We start from the raw sequence: 26,922 nt of genomic DNA, 5'->3' as shown, positions 1-26,922 counted from the left end.
CCTGCGAAGGGAATCGTCCTGTTTAAACTCCTGTGCAGCGCAAGCACCAGACTTGCATGCATAACAACAAGAAAGGTACATCTCAGATGAATGCGATTTCTCGCCTCGCTACTGTCATTTCTGTCGCCTCCCTGTTCCCGCTCGCAATTCTGCCTCTCAGTGTGTCCGCTGCCGAATCCAAAGGTTCGGTCGAAGTCGTGCACTGGTGGACGTCCGGTGGCGAAAAAGCCGCTGTCGATGTGCTCAAGGCGCAAGTTGAAAAAGACGGTTTCACCTGGAAAGACGGCGCTGTCGCCGGCGGTGGCGGTGCCACGGCCATGACCGTGCTGAAGAGCCGCGCCGTGGCCGGCAACCCGCCGGGCGTGGCCCAGATCAAAGGCCCGGATATTCAGGAATGGGCCTCCACCGGTCTGCTCGACACCGACGTCCTGAAGGACGTGGCCAAAGAAGAGAAGTGGGACAGCCTGCTCGACAAGAAAGTCTCCGATACCGTGAAGTACGACGGTGATTACGTGGCCGTACCGGTGAACATTCACCGCGTGAACTGGCTGTGGATCAACCCGGAAGTGTTCAAGAAAGCCGGCATCACCAAGAACCCGACCACCCTCGAAGAATTCTACGCCGCTGGCGACAAGCTCAAGGCTGCGGGCTTCATCCCGCTGGCTCACGGCGGTCAGCCTTGGCAGGACAGCACCGTGTTCGAAGCCGTGGTGCTCTCGGTCATGGGCGTTGATGGTTACAAGAAAGCCCTGGTCGACCTGGACAACAAAGCGCTGACCGGCCCGGAAATGGTCAAGGCGCTGACCGAGCTGAAAAAAGTCGCGACCTACATGGACGCCGACGGCAAGGGTCAGGACTGGAACCTGGAAGCGGCCAAGGTCATCAACGGCAAGGCCGGCATGCAGATCATGGGTGACTGGGCCAAGTCCGAATGGACCGCTGCCAAGAAAGTCGCCGGCAAGGACTACGAGTGCGTAGCCTTCCCGGGCACCGACAAGGCGTTCACCTACAACATCGACTCCCTGGCGGTGTTCAAGCAGAAAGACAAAGGCACTGCGGCCGGTCAGCAGGACATCGCCAAAGTCGTGCTGGGGGAAAACTTCCAGAAAGTCTTCAGCATCAACAAAGGCTCGATCCCGGTACGTAACGACATGTTGAACAACATGGACAAGCTCGGTTTCGACTCCTGCGCGCAGACCGCTGCCAAGGACTTCCTGGCTGACGCCAAGTCCGGCGGCCTGCAACCGAGCATGGCGCACAACATGGCGACCACGCTGGCGGTGCAGGGCGCGTTCTTTGATGTCGTGACCAACTACATCAACGACCCGAAAGCCGACCCGGCCGATGCGGCCAAGAAACTGGGCGCGGCGGTTCAGTCGGCCAAATAACTAAAAGCAGGCTCGAACCCTGTGGGAGCGAGCTTGCTCGCGAAGGCGTCATGTCAGTTGCTACATCCGTCGACTGATACACCGCTTTCGCGAGCAGGCTCGCTCCCACAAGGGACCTCACTGTAGTTTTTATTCCCTGTACTGGATTTCCCCATGAGTTCTGTTGCTGTGTTCAGCAAAGCCTCGCCGTTCGATGCACTGCAGCGCTGGCTACCGAAACTGGTGCTGGCGCCGAGCATGTTCATCGTGCTGGTAGGCTTCTATGGCTACATCCTGTGGACGTTCGTGCTGTCGTTCACCACCTCGACGTTCCTGCCCAACTACAAGTGGGCCGGTCTGGCGCAATACGCCCGGCTGTTCGACAACGATCGCTGGTGGGTGGCGAGCAAGAACCTCGCGGTGTTCGGTGGCATGTTCATCGGCATCACGCTGGTGATCGGTGTGCTGCTGGCGGTGTTCCTCGACCAGCGCATCCGTCGCGAAGGCTTTATCCGCACCATTTACCTGTACCCGATGGCGCTCTCGATGATCGTCACCGGTACCGCGTGGAAATGGCTGCTCAACCCGGGCATGGGCCTGGACAAATTGTTGCGTGACTGGGGCTGGGAAGGCTTCCGTCTGGACTGGCTGATCGACCCGGATCGTGTGGTGTATTGCCTGGTGATCGCCGCTGTGTGGCAAGCCTCGGGCTTCATCATGGCGATGTTCCTCGCCGGCCTGCGCGGAGTTGATCAGTCGATCATCCGTGCCGCACAGATCGACGGTGCGAGCATGCCGACCATCTACTGGAAAGTCGTGCTGCCAAGCCTGCGTCCGGTGTTCTTCAGTGCGGTAATGATCCTCGCCCACATCGCCATCAAGAGCTTCGACCTGGTCGCGGCGATGACGGCGGGTGGCCCGGGTTATTCCTCCGACCTGCCGGCGATGTTCATGTACTCCTTCACTTTCAGTCGCGGCCAGATGGGCATGGGCTCGGCCAGTGCGATTCTGATGCTCGGTGCGATTCTCGCGATCATCGTGCCTTACCTGTACTCCGAGCTGAGGACCAAGCGTCATGACTAGTCTCGCTGCCAAACCCGCGTTCAGCCTCAGTCGCGTCGCGATCTACGCGGTGCTGATCCTCGCGGTATTGCTGTATCTGATTCCGCTGGTGGTGATGTTGCTGACCAGCTTCAAGACGCCGGAAGACATCAGCACCGGCAACCTGCTGAGCTGGCCGACCGTGGTCAGCGGCATCGGCTGGGTCAAGGCCTGGGCCACGGTTGACGGTTACTTCTGGAACTCGATCAAGATCACCGTGCCGGCCGTGGTCATCTCCACTGCCATTGGCGCGTTGAACGGTTACGTGCTGTCGTTCTGGCGCTTCCGTGGTTCGCAGCTGTTCTTCGGTCTGCTGCTGTTCGGCTGCTTCCTGCCGTTCCAGACCGTGCTGCTGCCGGCCTCGTTCACCCTCGGCAAGATGGGCCTGGCGAGCACCACCACCGGCCTGGTCTTCGTGCACGTGGTCTATGGTCTGGCGTTTACCACGCTGTTTTTCCGTAACTACTACGTGAGCATTCCCGATGCGCTTATCAAGGCTGCACGGCTGGATGGCGCGGGGTTCTTCACGATTTTCCGGCAGATCATTCTGCCGATGTCGACCCCGATCATCATGGTTTGCCTGATCTGGCAGTTCACCCAGATCTGGAACGACTTCCTGTTCGGTGTGGTGTTCTCCAGCGGTGATTCGCAACCGATCACGGTGGCGCTGAACAACCTGGTCAACACCAGCACCGGGGCCAAGGAATACAACGTTGATATGGCAGCGGCGATGATCGCCGGGCTGCCGACCCTGCTGGTCTATGTGGTCGCAGGCAAGTATTTCGTGCGCGGGCTGACGGCCGGCGCAGTCAAGGGGTAATCATGGCAACGCTCGAACTTCGCAACGTCAACAAGACCTACGGTGCCGGCCTGCCGGACACCCTGAAGAACATCGAACTGTCGATCAAGGACGGTGAGTTCCTGATCCTGGTCGGCCCGTCGGGCTGTGGCAAGTCGACCCTGATGAACTGCATCGCGGGCCTGGAGACCATCACCGGTGGCGCGATCATGATCGGCGACCAGGACGTCAGTGGCATGAGCCCGAAGGATCGCGACATCGCCATGGTGTTCCAGTCCTACGCGCTGTACCCGACCATGAGCGTGCGCGAGAACATCGAGTTCGGTCTGAAAATTCGCAAGATGAGCCAGTCGGCGATCGACGAAGAAGTCGCGCGCGTGGCCAAGCTGCTGCAGATCGAACACCTGCTCAACCGCAAGCCGGGTCAGCTCTCCGGTGGCCAGCAACAGCGCGTGGCAATGGGTCGTGCGTTGGCGCGGCGGCCGAAGATCTATCTGTTCGACGAACCGTTGTCGAACCTCGACGCCAAGCTGCGCGTCGAGATGCGCACCGAAATGAAACTGATGCACCAGCGTCTGAAAACCACCACCGTTTACGTGACCCACGACCAGATCGAAGCGATGACCCTGGGCGACAAGGTGGCGGTGATGAAGGACGGCATCATTCAGCAGTTCGGCACGCCGAAAGAGATCTACAACGACCCGGCCAACCTGTTTGTGGCGAGCTTCATCGGTTCGCCGCCGATGAACTTCATCCCGCTGCGTCTGCAACGCAAGGACGGTCGCCTGCTGGCGCTGCTCGACAGCGGCCAGGCCCGTTGCGAACTGCCGATGAGCATGCAGGACGCTGGGCTGGAAGATCGCGAAGTGATCCTCGGCCTGCGCCCGGAACAGATTGTCCTGGCGAACGGCGAGGGCAATGGCCTGCCGAGCATCAAGGCCGAAGTGCAGGTTACCGAGCCGACCGGTCCGGACACCCTGGTGTTCGTCAACCTGAACGAAACCAAGGTCTGCTGCCGCCTGGCACCGGACGTGGCGCCGCAGGTGGGCGAAACCCTGACCCTGCAATTCGATCCGTCGAAAGTGTTGTTGTTCGATGCCAAGACTGGCGAGCGTCTGGGCGTTGCGGGCCAGGCGCAGACCGAAGCGCGGTCGGCAAATGTCGCCCAGTTCAAAGGTCGCTGAAGATCAATGCTGGAATGCGGTCATGTGGGAGCTGGCTTGCCAGCGATGGGGCCGGCACATCCAACATGGATGTCGCCTGAATCACCGCCATCGCTGGCAAGCCAGCTCCCACAGGGATCGGATTCCAAACAGGAGCACGCGCTGGATTGCCTGTAATCCATCGCAATTTATGTAAACCGCGTTGGAAAAAAAACAGTTAATAACAATAAAGACGAGGATGTAGGGATGAAAAAGAAACACGTCAATGCCCGGTTGATCTGCCAAGTGTCAGCTGCGGCGGCATTGGTGCTGGCCGGCAACGCAATGGCTGCCGATGCATTCAGCTCCGATTCGAAATGGATGACCGGCGACTGGGGTGGCGAGCGGACCAAGCTGATCGAGCAGGGTATCGACATCAAGGCCGACTACGTTGGGGAAATGGGTGCCAACCTGCATGGCGGCTACAACGACGACAAGACCGGTCGCTACAGCGATCAGTTCGGTCTGGGCGTGGCGCTGGACCTGCAAAAACTCTGGGGCTGGGACAACACTCAGGCCAAGATCCAGTTGACCAACCGTAACGGTCAGAACATCTCCAACGATCGTATTGGCGATCCGCGTGCCGGCACTCTGTCGTCTTCGCAGGAAGTCTACGGCCGTGGCCACATGGTGCGTCTGACCCAGTTGTGGATTCAGCACCAGTTCTTCGACAACAAACTCGACGTCAAGGCCGGTTACTTCGGTGAGGGCGAAGACTTCAACACCTTCCCGTGCGACTTCCAGAACCTGGCGTTCTGCGGCTCGCAAGTGGGTAACTGGGCGACCAACATCTGGTACAACTGGCCGGTCAGCCAGGCCGCGATCCGCGTGAAGTACAACATCAACGACGAGCTCTACGCGCAGATCGGTGCGTACAACCAGAACCCGTCGCAACTGGAACACGGCAACGGCTTCAAGCTTAGCGGCAGTGGCACCAAAGGGACTGTTCTGCCAGTCGAACTGGTCTGGTCGCCGAAGGTCAACAGCCTGCCGGGCGAATACCGCGTCGGTTACTACAAGAGCACCGCTGACGCCAGCGACGTGCGTGAAGACGTCAACGGTTTCGACGCGGCGACCACTGGCGACGCCTACAAGACCCACAGCAGCAAACACGGCTACTGGTTCGTCGCGCAGCAGCAACTCACCAGCCACAACGGTGATGCCAGCCGCGGTCTGAACATTGCCGCCAACGCGACCTTCCACGACAAGGACACCAACTTCATCGATAACTACCAGTCGGTGATGTTTGTCTACAAAGGCCCGTTCGACGCCCGTCCGAAGGATGACGTCGGCATTGGCGCGGCGCGTATTCACGTCAACGATGACGTGAAGAAAAACGCCGAACTGCTGAATGCCTCCAACGGTGTCTCGGATTACGACAATCCGGTGTTCTCGCCGATTCGTGAAACCGAATACAACTACGAGATCAACTACGGCTTCCACGTCACCAACTGGCTGACCGTGCGTCCTAACCTGCAGTACATCACTCACCCGGGCGGTGTTGATGCCGTGGACAACGCTTTGGTCGCTGGCCTGAAAATTCAGTCTACGTTCTGACGCGTCTGCGATAAGCTCCTCTCCATGTGCGCATATTTGCGGACAGCCCAGGCTGTCCGCTTTTTTTTGCGACACTCGTATACAAGGTTTGTGTCGTACCCATTTGTGGCGAGGGAGCTCGCTCCCGCTCGGCTGCGCAGCAGTCGTAAATCCTGATGATGAGGTTTAAATGACACACCGCAGTGAATGGTTTTGGGGCCGCTTCGCAGCCCAGCGGGAGCAAGCTCCCTTGCCACAAGAGCAATGTGGATTGTTGAGTACCCCCATGATTTTCAGGACCGTGGCCAATGCATGAGCATCCGCTGCAACGCTTCTTCAAATCCCTGCGCGAACGACCGGTGTTTGCCTGGGAGCGCTATCAGATGCGCGATGTGCTGGTGATCGACCATCCGCTGTGTCAGGCGGTGTTCAGTCGGCAGGGCGCGCAGTTGCTGCACTTTCAGCCGCGCGGGCAGAAACCGTGGTTGTGGTGCGCGGCGAAGTGGCCGCACGTGGGCGCCATCCGTGGTGGCGTGCCGGTGTGCTGGCCGTGGTATGGCCGCCATCCGAGCGAAAACGCGTGGCCGTCCCATGGCTGGGCGCGACTGCTCGACTGGAAATTGCTCGACAGCAGCAGCGCCGAGGATGGCGTGCGCCTGCACTGGCAATTGCAGCTGTGCGACTGGCAGGTCGACCTGCATGCGCATCTGGGCGAACGCATGGAATTACGCCTGAGCACCGAGCATCAGGACGACATGCCGTGCCAGTTGAGCCAGGCTTTGCATGCTTACTGGCGTATTGGCGATGTCGGTGAGATAGCGCTGTCTGGGCTCGAAGGGGCGCAGGGTTATGACCAGTTGAGTCGCCAGTCCTGCCAGCAGGAAGGTGAGTTGCGCGTGGAGGGCGGTTGTCAGCGGGTGTTCCAGCACGACGGCGAATTGCAGCTCAAGGATCATGCCTGGCAGCGCGAATTGTGCATCGATACCGGTGGCAGCGGCGACACCGTGGTCTGGCATCCTGGCTCGCGACCATTGCTGGGGGTGAGCTGGGATGAAGTAACGGAGTTTGTCTGTGTCGAAGCGGCGGCGGGCGGTACCGACAGCCTGCATCTGGCGCCGGGGGAGAAGGCGCATTTGAGTTTGCAGGCGTGGGCAGCTGCCTGAAAATCAAAAGATCGCAGCCTCCGGCAGCTCCTACATTTAGGTGGCGTATACATCTGTAGGAGCTGCCGAAGGCTGCGATCTTTTACGCGAAGCGTCCTAATTGAACTCGTCACCCACCGGATACCGGCTGGCATTCAAGCTCTCCTTGATCTTGCGCAGATGCGGCTGGAAATCCACCCCGCGACGCAGGGTCATGCCGGTCGCCAGCACATCCAGCACCGTCAACTGAATGATCCGTGAGGTCATCGGCATATAGATGTCAGTGTCTTCCGGCAGCGGAATATTCAGGCTCAGGGTACTGGCCTTGGCCAGCGGCGAATTTTCCGCCGTCAGGCCCAACACCGAAGCGCCGTTCTCCCGGGCGATGCGCGCCACTTCCACCAGTTCGCGGGTACGCCCGGTGTAGGAAATGATCACGAACAGCTCGCCGGTGTGTGCCACTGACGCAATCATCCGCTGCATCAGCACATCGGCATGCGCGGTGACGGCGAGATTGAAACGGAAGAATTTGTGCTGCGCATCCAGCGCCACCGGAGCCGAAGCACCCAGGCCGAAAAAGTGGATCTGCCGCGCCTGGATCAACAGGTCGACGGCGCGGCTGATCAGGTTCGGATCGAGCGCCTGGCAAGCGCTGTCCAGCGAAGCGATGGCACTGCCGAAAATCTTCTGCGTGTACGCCTCGGGATTGTCATCGGCCTCCACCGCGCGGCTGACATACGCCGCGCCACTGGCCAGGCTCTGCGCCAGTTGCAGCTTGAGTTCAGGGTAGCCGCTGACACCGAACGAACGGCAGAAACGGTTGACCGTCGGCTCGCTCACCGACGCGGCCTGGGCGAGGGCGGCGATGCTGAAGCGGGTGGCCTGCTGCGGGTTGAGCAGGATCACCTCGGCGACTTTGCGTTCGGCCTTGTTCAGCTCTTCAAGGCGACTCTGGATCTGTTCCAGTAAATTTCGCACGCGGTCCATATGGAATTCCTAATTCACCTGCGCAAAGGTGCGCCGGGCTATGCAAATTGGGCCTTTGATGTGGCCCGTGACGGTGGCCTATCCTACTGATGGCTCCGACCGACCACCACTCGGAATCTGTATTTTGCGAAAATGTTGTGGTTATTACTACATTTTCCCTTGAGTGATGCCTTGAAAAAAGGTATTTGTAGCTTAACTTGATAAAAGAACAAACATCATGCCTTCGATTACGGTTGAACCGTGCACCTTTGCCTTGTTCGGCGCTCTGGGCGATCTGGCCCTGCGCAAGCTGTTTCCTGCCCTTTATCACCTCGATGGCGCCGACCTGTTGCACGAGAACACGCGCATTATTGCGCTGGCCCGTGAACCCGGTTCCGAGCAGCAGCACCTGGCATTTATCGCCGCCGAATTGCGCCGTTACGTCGGCAAAGAGCTGGACGAGGCGGTGGCCGAGCGCTTTCTCGCGCGCCTGAGCTATCTGCACGTCGACTTCCTCAAGGCTGAAGACTATGTGGCGCTGGCCGAAGCGGCCGGCAGCGCGCAACGCATGATCGCCTACTTCGCCACACCGGCAGCGGTGTACGGCGCGATCTGCGAGAACCTGGCGAAAGTCGGTCTGGCAGAAAACACCCGCGTGGTCCTGGAAAAGCCGATCGGCTCCGATCTGGAATCCTCGCGCAAGGTGAACGACGCCGTGGCGCAGTTCTTCCCGGAGAACCGCACCTATCGCATCGACCACTACCTGGGCAAAGAGACCGTCCAGAACCTGATCGCCCTGCGTTTCGCCAACAGCCTGTTCGAAACCCAGTGGAACCAGAATTACATCTCCCACGTGGAAATCACCGTGGCCGAGAAGGTCGGTATCGAAGGCCGTTGGGGCTACTTCGACAAGGCCGGCCAGCTGCGCGACATGATCCAGAATCACCTGTTGCAGCTGCTGTGCCTGATCGCCATGGACCCGCCGGCCGACCTGTCCGCCGACAGCATTCGTGATGAAAAGGTAAAGGTGCTCAAGGCCCTGGCGCCGATCAGCCCGGAAGGCCTGACCACGCAAGTGGTGCGCGGTCAGTACATCGCCGGGCACAGCGAAGGCAAGTCCGTGCCGGGCTACCTCGAAGAGCCGAATTCCAACACCCAGAGCGACACCGAAACCTTCGTCGCCCTGCGTGCCGACATCCGCAACTGGCGCTGGGCCGGCGTGCCGTTCTACCTGCGGACCGGCAAGCGCATGCCGCAGAAGCTGTCGCAGATCGTCATTCACTTCAAGGAACCGTCGCACTACATCTTTGCGCCGGAACAGCGCCTGCAGATCAGCAACAAACTGATCATCCGTCTACAACCGGACGAAGGCATTTCCTTGCGTGTGATGACCAAGGAGCAAGGCCTGGACAAGGGCATGCAACTGCGCAGCGGCCCGCTGCAACTGAATTTCTCCGACACCTGGCGCAGTGCGCGGATCCCCGACGCCTACGAGCGGTTGTTGCTGGAAGTGATGAACGGCAATCAGAACCTGTTTGTCCGTAAAGATGAAATCGAAGCCGCGTGGAAATGGTGTGATCAGTTGATCGCCGGCTGGAAAAAATCCGGTGACGCGCCCAAGCCGTATGCGGCCGGGTCGTGGGGGCCGATGAGCTCGATTGCACTGATCACGCGGGACGGGAGGTCGTGGTATGGCGATATCTGATGTGAAACTGCCCGCGGGCGTGAATGCCCACGAATTCAAGAGCCCGGTGCTGTTGGCCGAAGGTCTGGCGCTGAACGTTGCCAAGCAGTTGAGCGATGCCATCGCTGCACGCGGCAACGCGGTGCTGGTGGTCTCAGGCGGTCGCAGCCCGGTGGCGTTTTTTCAGCACCTGGCCAAGCAGGAGCTGGATTGGTCGAAGGTCGTCGTGACCCTCGCCGACGAGCGCTGGGTACCGGTTGAACACGCCGACAGCAACGCTGGTCTGCTCAAGCAGTACCTGCTCAAGGGCCCGGCCGCCAAGGCGCAGTTCCTCAGCCTCTACAGCGCGGCGGCCAACGTCGAGCAGGCTGCGGAGCAGGCCGACCGCTTGCTTGCAGAATTGCCGCCGATCGACGTGCTGGTGCTGGGCATGGGCGATGACGGTCACACCGCGTCGCTGTTCCCCGACAGCCCGAACCTGACGCAAGCGTTGCAGGCTGACGGCAGCCGTCGCTGCTGGCCGATGCTGGCGCCGAGCGTACCGCGTCAACGCCTGACCATGAGCCTAGCGCTGCTGGCTTCGGCGAAGTGCAAGATTCTGTCGATTTCCGGTCAATCGAAACTGACCACACTGAATGCCGCACTGGCATCCGACGACGTCGCGGCCATGCCGGTGCGCGCGTTTCTGCAACCTACGTTAGAGATCTACTGGTGCCCATGAGCCAAGGAACAGCCGCTATGACAACCCCATCCCCGACCGTTTCCATGGCGGACAAAGTTGCCCTGATCGACAGCCTCTGCGCCAAGGCGCGGATCCTGCCGGTGATCACCATCGCCCGTGAACAGGACGTGCTACCGCTGGCCGACGCCCTGGCCGCGGGTGGTCTGACGGCGCTGGAAGTGACCCTGCGATCGCAGTTCGGCCTCAAGGCGATCCAGATCCTGCGTGAGCAGCGTCCGGAACTGGTGACCGGCGCAGGCACCGTGCTTGATCGCAACATGCTTGCGGCGGCTGAAGCGGCGGGTTCGCAGTTCATCGTCACCCCGGGTATCACCCGTGACCTGCTCGAAGCCAGCGTCGACAGCCCGATTCCGCTGCTGCCAGGCATCAGCAATGCCTCCGGCATCATGGAGGGCTATGGCCTGGGCTATCGCCGCTTCAAGCTGTTCCCGGCGGAAGTCAGCGGTGGCGTGGCGGCGATCAAGGCCCTCGGCGGCCCGTTCGGTGAAGTGAAATTCTGCCCGACCGGTGGCGTCGGCCCGGCCAATATCAAGAGCTACATGGCGCTGAAAAACGTCATGTGCGTGGGCGGCAGCTGGATGCTCGATCCGGAGTGGATCAAGAACGGCGACTGGGCGCGCATTCAGGAATGCACTGCCGAGGCCCTGGCACTGCTGGACTAAACGTTTTACCTGACACTTCGTTGTGTGTTCTACGGCTTTACGGTGCGCTTGGTCGGTGCACCGTTTTTTTTGCCCGAAGAAAATCCAACCCCTGTAGGAGCTGCCGCAGGCTGCGATCTTTTGATCTTGATTTAAAAAACAACATCAAAAGATCGCAGCCTGCGGCAGCTCCTACAGTGGGGGCGCGCGGTGTCACCGTTACGCTGCGATACATAGTTACCGCACCGAGAGCGGCGTGCGCCGTTAATCTGCGTTCATCTTATGGAAGAGAGAACGTGTCATGGAACGAGATATTTCAGCCGCAACACCCCAACCGGTGTATCAACTGGCGCCCGAGCAGATCGCCGGGCCGTATTTCCGCAATCCCAAATTACTGCGACGCAATATCAGCGAGGGCGCCGAGGGCCTGCCACTGCTGCTGCGCCTGACGATCGTCGACGCGATGACCGGCGAGCCGGTGAGCGGCGCGCTGGTGGATATCTGGCACTGCAATGCGCGGGGCGCCTATTCGGGGTGGAGCCGGATCAATCCGGATCGGGAGGTCGACACCGATGCCATCGGCTCGATCCCGCGTACCGATGATGACACCTACCTGCGCGGCAGCCAGTTCTGTGATCAGCAGGGACGGGCGCGCTTCACCACCATCTATCCGGGGTTCTATGCCGGTCGGGCGCTGCACATTCATGTGGCCGTGCGCATGGTTACCGGCCGTGAATATCTGGATGAGCGCAACGTGGCCTGGGTCGGTCAGCTGTATTTTCCCGAGGTGGTGTCCCGCGCCGTGCTCAATGCCCGGGACTATCGCGGGCGGGCCTCTGCACCGTTGAACAACGCCGAGGACAGCTACTACGCCAACATGGGTGGCGAGGGCTCAACCTTGACGGTGTGGCCGATCGGGCGTGAATCGCACGAGGACGGTTATTTCGGCCACCTGACCATCGGCATCGACACCTTTGCCGCCTCGTCGCAGATCAAGCCCGAGGACTTCGACAAGTACACTGTGTGAACGGATCAGCGCAGCTCGTTGAGTGCACGGGTCAGCAACTGCATGTCAGCCGCCGTGGTGGTCAATCCCGGAGTGATACGGATGCTCGGCCCGCTCGCCGCACCGTTACGCACCACGGTGAACAAGTGGTACTCATCGAGCAGGCGTTCGACCATCGCCTGTTGATCGGTGTGGCGAGTGAAGCGCATCGAGGTGATGCCGCCATACAAGCGCGGATCGTCCGGGGTCATCACTTCGATCCCCGGCAAGTGGCGCACGGCGCTGACCCACAGGTTGCGCAGGTAATTCAGTCGCGCGCCCTTGGCTGCTGCGCCGCCGAGCGAACGATGCTCCTCGAGCGCCAGCGGCAGGGACATCAACGCCGGAATGTTTGGTGTGCTGTACGGCGTGCGCGCGCGGATGTCGCTGGCCGGAAAATGCATTTCGCCCATGTCCGGATCAATGTCGGCCAGGCGCTGTGGGGCGATGTACAGAAAACCCAGAGTCAACGGTGCGCCAATCCATTTGTGCAGATTGAAGCCAGCGAACGAGATGCCCAAGGCTTCAAGGTTGAACTCTATCTGGCCGAGGGCGTGGGCGCCGTCGAGGATAATGTCTATGTCATGTTGTTTCGCCAGCGCAGCGATGGCCTGTACCGGCATCACCAGCCCCGTGCGATGAGTCACGTGGGTCAGGGCCATCAGCTTGAGTTTTGGATAGCGGACGAAGGCTTCGCGATAGGTATCCAGCAGGCTGTCGAAAGTGGCCGGATGGGTGTGGCTGATCTCGATCACCTCCACACCGCGATGGCGCGCCAGCCAGCGCATGGCGCCTTTGACCGTGTCGTATTCCAGGTCGCAGATCAGCACCTGATCGCCCGGCTGCAGGCGATTGTAATTGCGGATCAGCGACTGCAGCGCATCGCTGGCGTTGCGGGTGAAGGCGATGCTCTGCGCGCGCACACCGATGGTCTCGGCCAGTTGCGCGCGGATCTCCAGGCTGTCGTGTTGTTCGAAACGCTGGCGCACGTACACCGAGTTGCTGGTGTTGATCATCTCGATATTGCGCTGATAGTCCTCGATCACTGTGCGCGACATGCGCCCGAAGTAACCGTTCTCCAGGTTCAGCGGGCCGGTTTGCGCTTCGTAACGATCGGCGAAGGTTTGCCAGAATGCTTCGTCACGGGCGCGGCGGGTGTTGTCAGGCATGGTCGACTCGGCTCAGGAAGGGGAGGGCGCTTCAGTGGCGCGGGGCGGGTTTGCCGTGTTTGGCGCGTAGCGGTTCAAGCAGCTCCGACAGACCGTTATGGTCGATTTCCTGCATCAGCGCCAACAGTCCGCCGAGCTCGCCGTGAGGGAAGCCTTCGCGAGCGAACCAGTTCAAATAAGGGCCCGGCAGGTCGGCAATGATCCGGCCCTTGTACTTGCCAAAGGGCATTTCACGGGTGATCAGCAGTTCGAGTTTTTCAGGATTCATCAGGGGCAATCATCTGGCTTCGGAACACTCTGGAAAATACAGGCATTCTGCATGCAGGCCAAATGACAGATCATGCAAATAACCGTGATACAGATAGTTCAAATATCTTTAAGTTGTTGAAAAATAAGGATTTATTTTTTATCAAAAAGCTGGCACGCACACTGCAATAACCCTTGCATCTTCAACCAACCGCAAGGAATTGAAAAATGACTAACATGAACAAAGAAGCCATCTCTGTACTCAACGACCTGATCGAAACCAGCAAGGACGGTCAGGAAGGGTTCAAGACTTGCGCCGAAGACATCAAGCATCCAGAACTCAAAGCGCTGTTCGCCAAGCGTTCTGCCGATTGCGCCACTGCCGCTGCCGAACTGCAGGCTACCGTGCGCTCGATGGGCGGTGATCCGGAAACCTCTACCAGCGTCAGCGGTGACCTGCACCGTCGCTGGGTCGACGTCAAAGCCATGTTCACCGGCAAGGACGAAGAGGCTGTACTGAACGAAGCCGAGCGCGGTGAAGATCATGCACTCAAGGCTTATCGTGAAGCCATCGAGAAAATCAACAAGCACAACCTGGTCGGCATCCGTGACCTGGTTGAGCGTCAGTACCACGGCGTGCAACGCAATCACGACCAGGTGAAAGCCCTGCGTAACCAGGCTCGCGCGCGTTCGTAAGCGTTTGCAGGTTATAAAAAACGCCAGCTAGTCTGGCGTTTTTTTATGCGTGAGGGAAAAGCCAAAGATCGCAGCCTGCGGCAGCTCCTACAGGGGATCGCATTCCAGGGCAGGAGCTGCCGAAGGCTGCGATCTTTTCCATCAGCCGATGCTGATCGCCGGCAACGTCGGCAGGGTCACGGTCTGTTGCTTGCGCGGCGCGAGAATCTCGGCCTCGCCATCCACCACCAATTCATCACGCTGATTGAACACGCGCGTGGCGATGCGCACGCGAAACTTCGGCAATTTCTCGAGAATTTCCAGACGCACGGTCAGGGTGTCGCCAATCTTCACCGGCTTCTGAAAGCTCATTTGCTGACCGATGTAGATGGTGCCCGGCCCAGGCAGCTCGCACGCCACGGCCGCGCTGATCAACGCACCACTGAACATGCCGTGGGCGATGCGTTCCTTGAACATGCTGGCGGCGGCGAACTCGGCGTCCAGGTGCACCGGGTTGTGGTCGCCGGACATCGCGGCGAACAGCTGAATGTCGCGCTCTTCCACCGTCTTGCTGTAGCTGGCGGTCTGGCCGACTTCGAGGGCTTCGTAAGGGATGTTGGTAACCTGGGTCATCGGTCTTGATTCCTGTGACGGATTAAAGTGAATCCACAAAAAATTATTCGCTGCGATGAGGGCGGCGATGGCTCAGCGCCTGGTCGATCCAGGCCAGCACATCGGCGATCACTTCGTCGCGATTGGTTTCATTGAACAATTCGTGCCGCGCCTGCGGGTAGATCTTCAGTTGCAGGTTCTGGCTGCCGGCCGAGCGCAACGCTTCGGCCAGATCTGTCAGACGTTTGCCTTCGCTCACCGGATCACATTCACCGCCGATCACCAGCAGCGGCAGGCCCGGGTCGATCTGGGCGAGATTGGACGCTTTGCTGATCTGCTGCAAGCCGCCGAGCAAGTCGATCCACAGTTGGTTGGTGCAGCGAAAGCCGCAAAGCGGGTCGCTGGCATAGCGATCGACCTCCACCGGATCGCGGCTCAGCCAGTCGAACGGGGTACGCGCCGGTTTGAATTTTTTGTTGAACGAGCCGAACGACAACCACTCGATCAACGCGCTGCGGCCCTTGCCACCCTGACGCAGTTTTTCGAAACGGGCGATTTGCCGCGCCGCGCCGTAAAGCGCGACAGGCTGAAAATTCGAACCGCTGAGAATCGCCCCGTGCAGGCTGGCGCTGTGATGCAGCAGGTAACCCTGGGCGAGGTAGCTGCCCATGCTGTGCCCGAACAGGATGATCGGTACCTCGGGATGCTGCTGGCCGATGTGCTGATTGAGGCTGGCCAGATCGCCGATCACTTTGCACCAGCCGTCGTCATCGGCGAAATGCCCGAGCGTCCCGTGTTCGGCGGTTTTGCCATGTCCACGCAAATCCGGGGCATACACACCATAGCCTTGTTCGCAGAACGCATTCGCCAGCCTTTCATAGCGAGCGCTGTGTTCGGCCATGCCGTGGGCCAGCAGGATCACTGCTTTCAATGGCGCGGCGGGCAGCCACTGGTTGACGAACAGGCGGCTGCGGTCACTCGCGTCCAGCCAGAAGGCACGGTGGATCATGGCAATTCCTTTTTGATCGAGCGGTTACGGCCCGCAGTCGTTGCATTGTATAGCGCGTCCGATCAGCTCACGCCACGGCAGGAAGATTCATACGATCAATGTCGCCATTGCCCTTATTTGCCTCAATGGCCATAACTGCTAGTGTCCGTGAAGCTCCGCTTTTTGCTTTGTGCCCTCAGGGGTAAGCGCGAAACCACAGAAAAGCGGCTCCCGGATCGATTCAGGTAAAGAGGACAAGAACAATGCAACCTGATTTCTGGAATGACAAACGCCCCGCCGGCGTACCCCTGGACATCGACATGGGCGAGTTCAAGTCGGTGATCGAGGTGTTTGAGCGTTCCTGCAAGAAATTCGCGGACCGTCCGGCCTTCAGCAATATGGGCGTGACCCTGACCTACGCGGAACTCGAGCGCTACAGCGCGGCGTTCGCCGGTTACCTGCAGGCCCACACCGATCTGGTGCCGGGGGATCGCATCGCGGTGCAGATGCCCAACGTGCTGCAATATCCGATTGCCGTGTTCGGTGCCTTGCGCGCCGGGCTGATCGTGGTCAACACCAACCCGCTGTACACCGCGCGCGAGATGCGCCACCAGTTCAAGGACTCCGGTGCCCGGGCGCTGGTGTACCTGAACATGTTCGGGCAGAAGGTCCAGGAAGTGCTGCCGGACACCGACCTGCAATACCTGATCGAAGCGAAAATGGGCGATCTGATGCCCACCGCCAAGGGCTGGCTGATCAACACTGTGGTCAGCAAAGTGAAGAAAATGGTCCCGGACTATTCGCTGCCGCAGGCCATCTCGTTCAAGAGTGCGCTGCGCCTGGGCCGTGGTTTGGGAATCAAACCGCTGAAAGTCAGCCTCGACGACATCGCCGTGTTGCAATACACCGGTGGCACCACCGGGCTGGCCAAGGGCGCGATGCTGACCCACGGCAACCTCGTGGCGAACATGCAACAAGTGCGCGCCTGTCTCGCCCAACTGGGGCCTGACGGTCAGCCACTGCTGCGCGAAGGGCAGGAGGTGATGGTGGCGCCGCTGCCGCTGTATCACATCTATGCCTTCACCGCGAACTGCATGTGCATGATGGTTTCCGGCAACCACAACGTGCTGATCACCAATCCGCGCGACATCGCAGGCTTCATCAAGGAGCTGAAGAACTGGCGCTTCTCGGCGTTGCTCGGGCTGAATACGTTGTTCGTCGCGCTGATGGATCACCCGGACTTCAAGACCCTGGATTTCTCCAGCCTCAAGCTGACCAACTCCGGCGGTACCGCACTGGTCAAGGCCACCGCCGAGCGCTGGGAGCAGATCACCGGTTGCCGCATTACCGAAGGTTACGGTCTGACCGAAACCTCGCCGGTGGCCTGCACCAACCCTTATGGCGAAAAGTCGCGCCTGGGCACGGTCGGCCTGCCGGTGCCGGGTACGCTGCTGAAAGTCATCGATGACGAGGGCGTCGAGCAGCCGATGGGCGAGCGTGGCGAGCTGTGTATCAAAGGCCCGCAGATCATGAAAGGCTACTGGCACAAACCCGAGGCCACCGCCGAAGTGCTGGACGCCGAGGGCTGGTTCAAGTCCGGTGATATTGCGGTGATCGACCCGGACGGCTTCGTGCGCATCGTCGACCGCAAGAAGGACATGATCATCGTCTCGGGTTTCAACGTGTACCCCAACGAGATCGAGGACGTGGTGATGGCTCACCCGAAAGTCGCCAACTGCGCGGTGATCGGTGTTCCGGACGAGCGTTCGGGCGAGGCGGTGAAGCTGTTTGTGGTGGCGCGGGAAACCGGGGTCAGCCTCGAAGAGCTCAAGGCGTTCTGCAAAGAGAATTTCACGGCCTACAAGGTGCCGAAACACATCGTGCTGCGTGAGTCGTTGCCGATGACGCCGGTCGGCAAGATTCTGCGGCGGGAGTTGCGCGATATCGCTTAAAGAGCAGAAGCGAAAAGATCGCAGCCTGCGGCAGCTCCTACATGGGAAATGTATTCCCTGTTGGAGCTGCCGCAGGCTGCGATCTTTTGCTTTCAAGGCCCGGAAAACCGGGGCTTTCAGGGTGATATAGGATTTTTGCTCTAAAATGACTGTTAGAAAGTCTTGAGTCATTAAAGTGACCATGGAGGCCGCTTTTGGCTCTAGTCGGCCCTTGGCAAAGCTGCTACTCTCGGCGCGCTTTGTGACTTCTCGGCCTGTAGAAAAGCCAGATTCACCAATACAAAACACACACCAATAATAATCGCATCAAATGCGGTGAAGAATTCGCGTTGCTGAGGAGTGGGCTTCCATGATCGAAGACTTTTGGAAGGATAAATACCCGGCTGGAATTGCTGCCGACATCAATCCAGACGAGTACCCGAATATTCAGGCAGTGTTGAAGCAGTCCTGCCAACGCTTCGCCAACAAACCGGCTTTCAGCAACCTGGGCAAGACAATCACCTACGGTGAACTGTACGAATTGTCCGGTGCGTTTGCCGCGTATCTGCAACAGCATACCGACTTGCAGCCCGGTGATCGAATCGCCGTGCAACTGCCCAACGTTCTGCAGTACCCGGTCGCCGTCTTCGGTGCGATCCGCGCCGGGCTGATCGTGGTCAACACCAACCCGCTGTACACCGCGCGGGAAATGGAACACCAATTCAACGACTCCGGCGCCAAAGCCCTGGTGTGTCTGGCCAATATGGCGCACCTGGCGGAAGCCGTGGTGCCGAAAACCGGCGTCAAACACGTCATCGTCACCGAAGTCGCCGACCTGCTGCCGCCGGTCAAGCGCCTGCTGATCAACAGCGTGATCAAGTACGTGAAGAAGATGGTGCCGGCCTATCACCTGCCTAAAGCCGTCAAGTTCAATGACGTGCTGAGCAAGGGCCAGGGCCAGCCAGTGACCGAAGCCAACCCGCACAGCAGCGACGTCGCGGTACTGCAATACACCGGCGGCACCACCGGCGTGGCCAAGGGCGCGATGCTCACCCATCGCAACCTCGTCGCCAACATGCTGCAGTGCAAGGCGCTGATGGGCTCCAACCTCAACGAAGGCTGCGAGATCCTGATCACCCCGTTGCCGCTGTACCACATCTATGCGTTCACCTTTCATTGCATGGCGATGATGCTGATCGGCAACCACAACATCCTGATCAGCAACCCGCGCGACCTGCCGGCGATGGTCAAGGAACTGTCGAAGTGGAAGTTCAGCGGTTTCGTTGGCCTGAACACACTCTTCGTGGCGCTGTGCAACAACGAAGGTTTCCGCAAGCTGGATTTCTCCAACCTGAAAGTCACCCTGTCCGGCGGTATGGCCCTGCAACTGGCCGCGGCCGAGCGTTGGAAAGCCGTGACCGGCTGCTCGATCTGCGAAGGTTACGGCATGACCGAAACCAGCCCGGTGGCCACGGTCAACCCGATCCAGAACATCCAGATCGGCACCATCGGTATTCCGGTGCCGTCGACCCTGTGCAAAGTCATCGACGATGCCGGTGTCGAGCAGCCCATGGGCGAAATCGGCGAGCTGTGCGTCAAGGGCCCGCAAGTGATGAAGGGCTACTGGCAGCGTCAGGAAGCCACCGACGAGATCCTCGACAGCGAAGGCTGGCTGAAGACCGGTGACATCGCGCTGATCCAGCCCGATGGCTACATGCGCATTGTCGATCGCAAGAAAGACATGATCCTGGTGTCCGGTTTCAACGTTTACCCGAACGAACTGGAAGACGTGCTGGCAACCTTGCCGGGCGTGTTGCAGTGCGCGGCCATCGGCGTGCCGGACGAGAAGTCGGGCGAAGCGATCAAGATCTTCATCGTGGCCAAACCGGGCGTGACCCTGACCAAGGAAACCGTGATGGAACACATGCGCGCCAACGTCACCGGTTACAAGGTGCCGCGTTCGGTGGAATTCCGCGATGCACTGCCGACCACCAACGTCGGCAAGATCCTGCGCCGCGAGCTGCGTGACGAAGAGCTGAAGAAGATCAAGGCGAAGAACGCCGCGTAAAACAGAAAGCCCCGCAAGTGCGGGGCTTTTTGTTGGGCGGCGTTCTTCGACCCTGTGGCGAGGGAGCTTGCTCCCGCTCGGCTGCGCAGCAGTCGTAAGTACGGTGAATGTGGTGTGTCAGGACTCAACTGACACGGGGTTATGGGGCTGCTTCGCAGCCCAGCGGGAGCAAGCTCCCTCGCCACGGAGTCCAGTTGCCACGAGGAACGGTTACTGCCGGAACGGCGCGAAATTCACGTTGGTGCCCGCCGGACGCATGTCCTGCAGGTACGAATCCTTGTCTGCACTCAATTCCAGGCTCAACGCCGCCTTGCGCTTGCCTTCGTTGCGAATCACCAGGCCTTCGAGCTTTTCCCGCAGGAACACGGTTGGCACTTTCAGGTGCAGCAGTTCGTCGGTGGCCGGGGTGTGCATCAGCAGGTGAATCCACTCGTACTGGCCGACGGCCAGGCGCGTCACCGGCAGGTCGAACCACCAGATGTTGCGGTTGCGGTTGAGTTCGGCGAAGTGGCAGTTGTTGGTGCCGAGCACAGCGCCGCCCAGTTCCTGGTTGCGACGGGCAATGGCCTGCTTTTTATCGAGTTTCATAACATTCCTGCGGGGTCTGATCGTTGGCGCAGTGCGCCCATAGCTGCGCATTCTCGGGGCTTGGGGGGCAAACATAAAGCCCAACCTGCATTGCACGACGAAATGAAGGGCAAAAATAAATGAAACTCGTGGCAAACCCGGCCAGTCAATCATTACGTACTGACTTTTCCCCTTCAATGCACCAAGGAGAAACACCATGAGTAGCACTGGCGATAAAGTAAAAGGCATGGCCAACGAAGCCGTCGGCAACGTCAAGCAAGGTGTCGGTAAAGCCACCGACAACACCAAGCTGCAAGCCGAAGGCAAGCTGCAAGAGAAAAAAGGCGAAGCCCAGCAAGCTGTCGGCAAAGCCAAAGACGCCATCAAGAAAGGTGTCGACAAGGCGTAATTCCCGCCTTGAACGAAACACACGAACGGCCATCCAAGGATGGCCGTTTTTGTGTCAAAACCCGACGGTCATCAACGAAGGTCGCCAAGTAGGCTACCGTGATGTAAAAAACGGCCCCTGAGTCGCCACGACTTCAACCTGTAATGCGGCGAAAGGAGACGCGAATGATTTTTCCGGACATGAAAGGTCTGCCCCTGCATCGAGTGATGGTGCGCACGGTCACTGAATTCGTCGACGACGAGATGTCGACCTACGCCTCGGCACTGGCCTACCAGATGCTGTTCTCGCTGTTCCCGTTCATTCTGTTCCTGATTGCCCTGATCGGTTTCCTGCACCTGCCGGACTTCTTCACCTGGCTGCGTCTGCAGTCGGAACTGGTATTGCCGCCGCAGGCTCTGGAGCAGGTCAACCCGGTGATCGATCAGTTGCAGCAGTCCAAGGGCGGCTTGCTCTCGGTGGGTATCGTCATCGCCCTGTACACCGCGTCTGCCGGTGTGCGCCTGATGATGAGCGCGATGAATGCCGCGTATGACGTGGTCGAGGGACGGCCGATCTGGAAACGCTTTCCGCTGTCGATTTTCTACACCGTAGGCATTGCCGGCATGCTGCTGGTAGCCGCCGCGCTGATGGTGCTCGGGCCGCAAGTGATGGGCTGGATTGCCGCGCAGGTTGGGCTGGAAGACTTCATCGTCACCGTGTGGACGATCGCGCGCTGGCCGGTGATCGTGATTCTGATGATGGTCGCGGTGGCGCTGATCTACTACGTGATGCCCGACGTCAAACAGGAGTTCCGTTTCATCACCCCCGGTTCGGTATTGGCCGTGGTGGTGTGGATCATCGCCTCGCTGGGCTTTGCGTTCTACGTCAAAACCTTCGCCAACTACAACGCGATGTATGGCAGCATCGGGGCGATCATCGTGCTGTTGCTGTATTTCTACATTTCCTCGGCGGTGCTGCTGCTCGGCGCCGAGATGAATGCGGTGATCGAACACATGTCCAGCGAGGGCAAGGACGCGGGCGAGAAAGTCCCCGGCGAACTCGATGTACATCCCAAACAACACGTCTCGGGCCTGGGGCGCGATCATTCGCTCAAGCCGGACACTGACGAAGCCTGACCATGATCCGTGAAATCCTCAAAATGGGCGACGAACGTCTGCTGCGCATCGCCCCGCCAGTGCCGCCGGAGATGTTCGACAGCCCCGAGCTGTGGCAACTGATCGATGACATGTTCCAGACCATGGAAAGCGTCGGCGGAGTTGGCCTGGCCGCGCCGCAGATCGGCGTCGATCTGCAATTGGTGATCTTCGGTTTCGAGCACAGCGAACGCTACCCGGACGCCGAAGCGGTGCCGCAGACGATCCTGATCAATCCGCTGATCACGCCGTTGAGTCCGCTGACCGAGGAGGGTTTCGAAGGCTGCCTGTCGGTGCCAGGCCTGCGTGGCGCGGTGGATCGTTATCAGCAGATTCGCTACGAAGGTTTCGATCCCAAGGGCGAACCGATCGTGCGCGTGGCCTCAGGTTTTCATGCGCGGGTGGTGCAGCACGAATGCGATCACCTGATCGGCCGCTTGTATCCTTCGCGGATTACCGATTTCAGCAAATTCGGTTTTACCGAAGTGATGTTCCCGGATCTTGATCCGAGCGCAGACGATTAAGCAAAAATCAAAAGATCGCAGCCTTCGGCAGCTCCTACACCGATCCTTGTAGGAGCTGCCGCAGGCTGCGATCTTTTGATCTTCAAACAAGCCCCATCGCAATCATCGGCTTGCTTCGCGCATACCGGCTCAACCGTTCGGCCAACGCATAGGGCAGGGCAGGGTCGAAGCTGAAGCCACGCCGCTCATAAAACCCGCGCAAATCCGGATGGCAGAACAGCCACACCGGTTCCTGCACATCCTTCACCGCCGCCGCGATCAACTGCCCGGCAATCCCTTGCTCACGGCAACCCGGGTCGACAAACAGCCCGGTCAACCAATACCCGCCCGCCACCGGTCGCAAGCACAGCGCGGCAACGATGTCCTCGCGTCGGGCCACCCACAGTTGCGCATCGCGCACCGCTTTCATCGACGATTGGTGGCGGCGGTAAAACTTGTTCATCAACGGCCAAAAAGGCTCATCGAGCAGGCTGTACTGGGTATCGGACATGGGATCGGACTGACGGCGGGCAAAGCGCCGATTATAAAAGAACGCGCGACGCGCGATAGGTGTATACCTGAGCCTACATTCCTGTGAGTGGAGTACGCATCATGTCCAAAGGTATGGATTCAAAGAAAGCCGCGAAGAAGAAACCGGCCAAGACGGCGATTGAAAAGCGTGCAGAGAAAAAAGCCAAGAAGGTCGATATTTTCGGTCATTGATCACGTCCCTCGGGAGCCCGTCCTCCGGGCTCCCACCTCAGCGCAAAAATAATCTGCAAGATTGCCCGGCTTCGTTGCACAGAAGGGGAAGATTCCCGTTCCGAGCCACGCCATGCCGAATTACTTCGACGCCGACCATCGCCAGCAAATCGAAACCCTGCGCCAGCGCTTCACCGCCCGCACCGAATGGCCGACATGGCTGTTGCTGATCGGCGTGTATGGCGGCTGGTTTGCGATCATCCTCAACAGCGCATGGCTGGGGCGCGGCCTGAGCACATTGCTGCTGATTCCGCTGCTGGTGCTGTGGCTGTCAGTACAGCATGAGTTGCTGCATGGGCATCCGACCCGCTCGGTGCTTTTCAATAAAATCCTCGGTTATGCACCCTTTGCGGTGTGGTACCCGTACACCTTGTACCGTGACAGCCATCTGTTGCATCACCGCGATGAAGACCTGACAGTGCCCGGTGTCGATCCGGAAAGCCGTTATCTGACGGCCGTGCGTTGGCAGGGCAGTTCCTTGTTCGAACGCGGCCTGCACTGGCTGAACAAAACCGTGCTCGGGCGGTTCGCGATTGGCGCGCCGCTGGCATTGCTGGCATTGGCCGCGGAAGAACTGCAACGCTTGAAAAACCGCGAGCGGCAAGCCTGGCTAATGTGGCTGACCCACGGTGCGTTCACCGTGCTGATGCTGTGCTTTGTCGCGCGCTTCAGCGTGTTGCCGGTCTGGCATTATCTGTTGCTGATCAGCGTACCGGCGCTGTCGATTGCGATGATCCGCTCCTACTATGAACACCGCCCGCACGCACAGCCGGAGCAACGCACCGTGCTCAACGAGGCCGGCTGGCCATGGCGCTGGCTGTTTCTGAATCTGAATTTTCATCTGGTGCATCACGACCTGCCGGGGCTGGCGTGGTACGACTTGCCCCAGGCTTACCGTATGCGCCGCGCGCAATGGGTCGCGCGTAGCGGCGGATTTCTGGTGCAGGGTTATGGGCAGTTGTGGTGGCGCCACGGGCTCAAGCCGGTTGACAGTCCCGAGCATCCCTTCCACTGACCCCAGGAACACCACAGGTAAGTCTTTGCAGGGAAATAATGTGTATGACCCAACACCACGTCGAACTGCTGATGTACACCGCCCCCGAGCCCATTCGCGCGGCCAACGAGCGCTGGGTTTCACGCATCCTCGAACACCTCGGGCATTCCCGCCTGAACGCCGCCAGCCTGTCGCTGCCCGAACTGTGGTTGTCGCCCGATCTGCTACTGACGCAAACCTGCGGCTACCCCTTGATGACCTTGCTGCGCGATCAGGTGCGCATCGTCGGTCGCCCGCGCTACGAATTGCCCGACGCCAGCGCCGGCAATCACTGCAGCCTGATCCTCAGCCGTGCCGATGATGTGCGCAAAACCCTGGCGGATTTTCGTGGCAGTCGCGGGGTGATCAACAGTGAAGACTCCAACAGTGGCATGAATCTGTTGCGCCAGCGCTTGGCGCCGCTACACCGTGACGGGCAGTTCTTCGTCACGGTCGGCATCAGTGGGGCGCACCGCGAGAGTCTGCGCTGGCTGCGTGAAGAACGCGCCGATCTGGCGGCCATCGACAGCGTGACCTATGCCTGCCTTGCGCAATACGCACCCGAGGAGGTCAACGGATTGCGGATTGTGGCGCGTAGTGCGTTCAGTCCGACGTTGCCGTTTATCACCGCCGTATCGACTACGGATAAACAGATCGAGCGCTTGCGCGAGGTGATGAATCAGACGCTGCTTGAGTTGCCGGATGTGGCGCAGATCCTTGGATTGCCTGAGGTTCTGGCAGCCAGTGAAAGCGATTATCAGGTTGTGCTCGACTATCAGCGTGAGGCTGAAGAGTTGGGCTATGGCCGCTTGCGTTGAAAGATCGCAGCCTTCGGCAGCTCCTACAGGTTGAACGCATTTCAAATGTAGGAGCTGCCGAAGGCTGCGATCTTTTGCTCTTATATCGCCAAAAAGAATATAAAGATGAAATATAAATATTATTAATGCATAAGGCGCCTTGATAGGATCGCGCCACCGGATCACCGGACATCCAGCGACCCCTTGCCCAGGAGCCCTTATGTCCGGCGCCGATACCGTCCACCGCAATCATCTCGACGTGCTGTTCCGCGCCCACTATCGCTGGCTATGCACTTACCTGCACCGGCAGCTGCACGACGCCGAAAGCGCGAAAGACATCGCTGCCGAAACCTTCGCGCAATTGCTTCAGTCACCCAGTGTCACGGCGATACGTGAACCCCGCGCCATGCTCACCACGATTGCCCAGCGCCTGCTTTATCAGCGTTGGCGCCGCGCGGATCTGGAGCGCCGGCATGTGCAGCAGTTCGAGGTCGAGGTCGCCACTTCGCCTGAAGAACTCGCACACCTGAGCCAGACCCTCAAGCGCCTCGACCATAGCTTGCAACGCCTGCCCGGCAAGGTCCGCTCGACCTTCCTGCTGGCGCGCATCGATGGCCTGACCTATCCGCAAATCGCCGCTGAACTGGGCATCTCGCAGCGTTCGGTCAGCGTTTACATGAGCCGTTCCCAGGCCCTGTGCGACCGCCACAGCGCCAACCAAATCCTGACAGACAAGAGGTCCGCATGAGATCGATCAAAACCCTGCTCGGCCGTTCGTTGCTGGCACTGAGCCTGAGCATTGGCGCCGTTGCCGCCAGCGAAAAATCCGCGCCGATCCACTTCGGTGACATCACTTGGGAAAGCGGCAGTTTCATCACCGAAGTGCTGCGGCTGATCGTCGAGAAAGGCTACGGCTACCCGACCGATACGCTGCCTGGGAGCACCGTCAGCCTGGAAGCGGCGCTGGCGAAAAACGACATTCAAGTGATCGGCGAGGAATGGGCCGGGCGCAGTCCGGCGTGGGTCAAGGCTGCCAATGAAGGCAAGGTGTTTGGCCTGGGCGATACGGTGAAGGGCGCGACCGAGGGCTGGTGGGTGCCGGAATACGTGATCAAGGGCGATCCGGAACGCGGCATCAAAGCGTTGGCCCCGGAGCTGAAATCGGTGGCTGACCTGCCGCGCTACAAGGACGTGTTCCGCGACCCGGAAGACCCGCGCCGTGGACGCTTTCTCAACAGCCCGACCGGCTGGACCTCGGAGATCGTCAACAGCCAGAAGCTCAAGGCCTATGCGCTGACCGACAGCTACGTCAACTTCCGCACCGGCTCCGGCGCGGCGCTGGATGCCGAAGTGGCGTCGTCGATCAAACGCGGCAAACCGGTGCTGTTCTACTACTGGTCGCCGACGCCGCTGCTCGGTCGCTTCAAACTGGTAAAACTCGAAGAACCGCCGTTCGATGCCGAGGCCTGGAAAACCCTGGCCGATGCCAATAATCCGAATCCCAAGGGCACCCGCTCGATGCCGGCCAGCCTGGCGATTGGCGTGTCGGCGCCGTTCAAGGCGCAATACCCGGAACTGGTGGCGTTCTTCGAGAAAGTCGACTTGCCGATTGATCTGCTGAACCAGACGCTGGCCGGAATGAGCGAAAAGCGCCAGCCACCGCGGCAGGTCGCCGAAGCGTTTTTGCGTGATCAGCCGCAGGTGTGGCAGGCGTGGGTGCCGGGGGAGGTGGCGAGCAAGGTGACGGCGGGGCTTTGAGTTTCTGCCGGTTGATCTGCGTTGTTTGAACGGACGCCTTCGCGAG

Annotated in this window: 27 protein-coding genes; 20 read left to right on the top strand and 7 right to left on the bottom strand. The window is 59.7% G+C overall.

Translation table 11 applies throughout. The annotated features are described in order from the left end of the window. The first annotated feature begins 86 nt into the window (after nucleotides 1–86). From ACYZUM_RS19120 to ACYZUM_RS19095, 6 genes are all read left to right on the top strand, one after another. On the top strand, nucleotides 87–1,388 hold the full coding sequence (locus ACYZUM_RS19120) for an ABC transporter substrate-binding protein (RefSeq protein ID WP_007969316.1): 1,302 nt from the start codon (nucleotides 87–89) through the stop codon (nucleotides 1,386–1,388). A gap of 153 nt (nucleotides 1,389–1,541) precedes the next feature. After that, on the top strand, nucleotides 1,542–2,450 hold the full coding sequence (locus ACYZUM_RS19115; protein WP_003227452.1) for a carbohydrate ABC transporter permease: 909 nt from the start codon (nucleotides 1,542–1,544) through the stop codon (nucleotides 2,448–2,450). After that, nucleotides 2,443–3,288, top strand: a complete 846-nt coding sequence (locus ACYZUM_RS19110) for a carbohydrate ABC transporter permease (protein ID WP_007969317.1) — start codon at nucleotides 2,443–2,445, stop codon at nucleotides 3,286–3,288. The genes ACYZUM_RS19115 and ACYZUM_RS19110 overlap by 8 nt, the downstream gene beginning before the upstream one ends. Before the next feature lie 2 nt (nucleotides 3,289–3,290). Then, a complete protein-coding gene (locus ACYZUM_RS19105; RefSeq protein WP_027612564.1) occupies nucleotides 3,291–4,451 on the top strand; it encodes an ABC transporter ATP-binding protein in 1,161 nt (386 codons plus the stop codon). Nucleotides 4,452–4,676: 225 nt separating this feature from the next. After that, nucleotides 4,677–6,026, top strand: a complete 1,350-nt coding sequence (locus ACYZUM_RS19100; protein WP_086791890.1) for a carbohydrate porin — start codon at nucleotides 4,677–4,679, stop codon at nucleotides 6,024–6,026. 287 nt (nucleotides 6,027–6,313) lie between these two features. Continuing rightward, nucleotides 6,314–7,168 (top strand): D-hexose-6-phosphate mutarotase, encoded by an 855-nt coding sequence (locus ACYZUM_RS19095; RefSeq protein WP_473061031.1) that lies wholly within the window; start codon nucleotides 6,314–6,316, stop codon nucleotides 7,166–7,168. A gap of 96 nt (nucleotides 7,169–7,264) precedes the next feature. Here the strand turns inward: ACYZUM_RS19095 and ACYZUM_RS19090 are convergent, their stop codons facing one another. Further along, on the bottom strand, nucleotides 7,265–8,125 hold the full coding sequence (locus tag ACYZUM_RS19090) for a MurR/RpiR family transcriptional regulator (RefSeq protein WP_169842436.1): 861 nt from the start codon (nucleotides 8,123–8,125) through the stop codon (nucleotides 7,265–7,267). 226 nt (nucleotides 8,126–8,351) lie between these two features. Between ACYZUM_RS19090 and zwf the strand changes: the two genes are divergently transcribed. From zwf to ACYZUM_RS19070, 4 genes are all read left to right on the top strand, one after another. Further along, nucleotides 8,352–9,818, top strand: a complete 1,467-nt coding sequence (zwf, locus tag ACYZUM_RS19085) for a glucose-6-phosphate dehydrogenase (protein WP_047295976.1) — start codon at nucleotides 8,352–8,354, stop codon at nucleotides 9,816–9,818. Further along, nucleotides 9,805–10,518, top strand: a complete 714-nt coding sequence (pgl, locus tag ACYZUM_RS19080) for a 6-phosphogluconolactonase (RefSeq protein ID WP_473061030.1) — start codon at nucleotides 9,805–9,807, stop codon at nucleotides 10,516–10,518. The genes zwf and pgl overlap by 14 nt, the downstream gene beginning before the upstream one ends. 17 nt (nucleotides 10,519–10,535) lie before the next feature. Then, nucleotides 10,536–11,201 carry a bifunctional 4-hydroxy-2-oxoglutarate aldolase/2-dehydro-3-deoxy-phosphogluconate aldolase gene (locus ACYZUM_RS19075; protein WP_007969324.1) on the top strand — a complete coding sequence of 222 codons (666 nt, stop codon included), beginning with the start codon at nucleotides 10,536–10,538 and terminating at the stop codon, nucleotides 11,199–11,201. Between the two features lie 280 nt (nucleotides 11,202–11,481). Further along, on the top strand, nucleotides 11,482–12,207 hold the full coding sequence (locus ACYZUM_RS19070) for an intradiol ring-cleavage dioxygenase (protein WP_473061029.1): 726 nt from the start codon (nucleotides 11,482–11,484) through the stop codon (nucleotides 12,205–12,207). Between the two features lie 5 nt (nucleotides 12,208–12,212). Here ACYZUM_RS19070 and ACYZUM_RS19065 read toward each other — a convergent pair whose 3' ends face one another. After that, nucleotides 12,213–13,394 (bottom strand): aminotransferase class V-fold PLP-dependent enzyme, encoded by a 1,182-nt coding sequence (locus ACYZUM_RS19065; protein WP_473061028.1) that lies wholly within the window; start codon nucleotides 13,392–13,394, stop codon nucleotides 12,213–12,215. 31 nt (nucleotides 13,395–13,425) lie between these two features. Next, nucleotides 13,426–13,662, bottom strand: a complete 237-nt coding sequence (locus tag ACYZUM_RS19060) for a DUF3820 family protein (RefSeq protein ID WP_003213031.1) — start codon at nucleotides 13,660–13,662, stop codon at nucleotides 13,426–13,428. A 206-nt stretch (nucleotides 13,663–13,868) separates the two neighbouring features. Here ACYZUM_RS19060 and ACYZUM_RS19055 point away from each other — a divergent pair, with 206 nt between their 5' ends. Further along, nucleotides 13,869–14,336 (top strand): ferritin-like domain-containing protein, encoded by a 468-nt coding sequence (locus ACYZUM_RS19055; protein ID WP_473061027.1) that lies wholly within the window; start codon nucleotides 13,869–13,871, stop codon nucleotides 14,334–14,336. 141 nt (nucleotides 14,337–14,477) lie between these two features. Here the strand turns inward: ACYZUM_RS19055 and ACYZUM_RS19050 are convergent, their stop codons facing one another. Both ACYZUM_RS19050 and ACYZUM_RS19045 read right to left on the bottom strand, forming a co-directional pair. Further along, nucleotides 14,478–14,948, bottom strand: coding sequence for a MaoC family dehydratase (locus ACYZUM_RS19050; RefSeq protein WP_003227420.1), 471 nt, complete (start codon nucleotides 14,946–14,948; stop codon nucleotides 14,478–14,480). Between the two features lie 43 nt (nucleotides 14,949–14,991). Further along, nucleotides 14,992–15,936, bottom strand: coding sequence for a lysophospholipase (locus ACYZUM_RS19045; protein WP_473061026.1), 945 nt, complete (start codon nucleotides 15,934–15,936; stop codon nucleotides 14,992–14,994). 242 nt (nucleotides 15,937–16,178) lie between these two features. Between ACYZUM_RS19045 and fadD2 the strand changes: the two genes are divergently transcribed. Both fadD2 and fadD1 read left to right on the top strand, forming a co-directional pair. Continuing rightward, nucleotides 16,179–17,867 carry a long-chain-fatty-acid--CoA ligase FadD2 gene (gene fadD2 / locus ACYZUM_RS19040; protein ID WP_473061025.1) on the top strand — a complete coding sequence of 563 codons (1,689 nt, stop codon included), beginning with the start codon at nucleotides 16,179–16,181 and terminating at the stop codon, nucleotides 17,865–17,867. Between the two features lie 349 nt (nucleotides 17,868–18,216). Beyond that, nucleotides 18,217–19,914, top strand: coding sequence for a long-chain-fatty-acid--CoA ligase FadD1 (gene fadD1 / locus ACYZUM_RS19035; RefSeq protein WP_047295961.1), 1,698 nt, complete (start codon nucleotides 18,217–18,219; stop codon nucleotides 19,912–19,914). Between the two features lie 210 nt (nucleotides 19,915–20,124). Here fadD1 and ACYZUM_RS19030 read toward each other — a convergent pair whose 3' ends face one another. Further along, nucleotides 20,125–20,502 (bottom strand): hypothetical protein, encoded by a 378-nt coding sequence (locus ACYZUM_RS19030; RefSeq protein WP_007969330.1) that lies wholly within the window; start codon nucleotides 20,500–20,502, stop codon nucleotides 20,125–20,127. Nucleotides 20,503–20,698: 196 nt separating this feature from the next. Here ACYZUM_RS19030 and ACYZUM_RS19025 point away from each other — a divergent pair, with 196 nt between their 5' ends. The 3 genes from ACYZUM_RS19025 to def all read left to right on the top strand — a co-directional run bounded on the left by ACYZUM_RS19025 (nucleotide 20,699) and on the right by def (nucleotide 22,547). After that, nucleotides 20,699–20,890: a CsbD family protein gene (locus ACYZUM_RS19025; protein ID WP_027612573.1), complete on the top strand. Its 192-nt coding sequence runs from the start codon at nucleotides 20,699–20,701 to the stop codon at nucleotides 20,888–20,890. Nucleotides 20,891–21,054: 164 nt separating this feature from the next. Then, entirely contained in the window at nucleotides 21,055–22,005 is a 951-nt protein-coding gene (locus tag ACYZUM_RS19020) for a YihY/virulence factor BrkB family protein (RefSeq protein ID WP_041068694.1), read from the top strand. A gap of 2 nt (nucleotides 22,006–22,007) precedes the next feature. Continuing rightward, complete coding sequence (gene def, locus ACYZUM_RS19015; protein WP_047295954.1) at nucleotides 22,008–22,547, top strand: peptide deformylase; 540 nt, start codon at nucleotides 22,008–22,010, stop codon at nucleotides 22,545–22,547. A gap of 82 nt (nucleotides 22,548–22,629) precedes the next feature. Here the strand turns inward: def and ACYZUM_RS19010 are convergent, their stop codons facing one another. After that, nucleotides 22,630–23,037 carry a GNAT family N-acetyltransferase gene (locus ACYZUM_RS19010; RefSeq protein WP_473061024.1) on the bottom strand — a complete coding sequence of 136 codons (408 nt, stop codon included), beginning with the start codon at nucleotides 23,035–23,037 and terminating at the stop codon, nucleotides 22,630–22,632. A gap of 324 nt (nucleotides 23,038–23,361) precedes the next feature. Here ACYZUM_RS19010 and ACYZUM_RS19005 point away from each other — a divergent pair, with 324 nt between their 5' ends. The 4 genes from ACYZUM_RS19005 to ACYZUM_RS18990 all read left to right on the top strand — a co-directional run bounded on the left by ACYZUM_RS19005 (nucleotide 23,362) and on the right by ACYZUM_RS18990 (nucleotide 26,876). Then, nucleotides 23,362–24,303, top strand: a complete 942-nt coding sequence (locus ACYZUM_RS19005) for a fatty acid desaturase (RefSeq protein ID WP_473061023.1) — start codon at nucleotides 23,362–23,364, stop codon at nucleotides 24,301–24,303. A gap of 44 nt (nucleotides 24,304–24,347) precedes the next feature. After that, a complete protein-coding gene (locus tag ACYZUM_RS19000) occupies nucleotides 24,348–25,139 on the top strand; it encodes a phosphate/phosphite/phosphonate ABC transporter substrate-binding protein (protein ID WP_473061022.1) in 792 nt (263 codons plus the stop codon). A 199-nt stretch (nucleotides 25,140–25,338) separates the two neighbouring features. Beyond that, nucleotides 25,339–25,866, top strand: coding sequence for a sigma-70 family RNA polymerase sigma factor (locus ACYZUM_RS18995; protein ID WP_430292479.1), 528 nt, complete (start codon nucleotides 25,339–25,341; stop codon nucleotides 25,864–25,866). Next, nucleotides 25,863–26,876 (top strand): ABC transporter substrate-binding protein, encoded by a 1,014-nt coding sequence (locus ACYZUM_RS18990; RefSeq protein ID WP_041066375.1) that lies wholly within the window; start codon nucleotides 25,863–25,865, stop codon nucleotides 26,874–26,876. Before ACYZUM_RS18995 ends, ACYZUM_RS18990 begins: the two co-directional genes overlap by 4 nt. The last annotated feature ends 46 nt before the right edge of the window (nucleotides 26,877–26,922 follow it).

Source organism: Pseudomonas sp. m6p (assembly GCF_055760375.1).
Note: the sequence above shows the minus strand (reverse complement) of the source record. Positions and strands in the feature narration are given on the sequence as shown.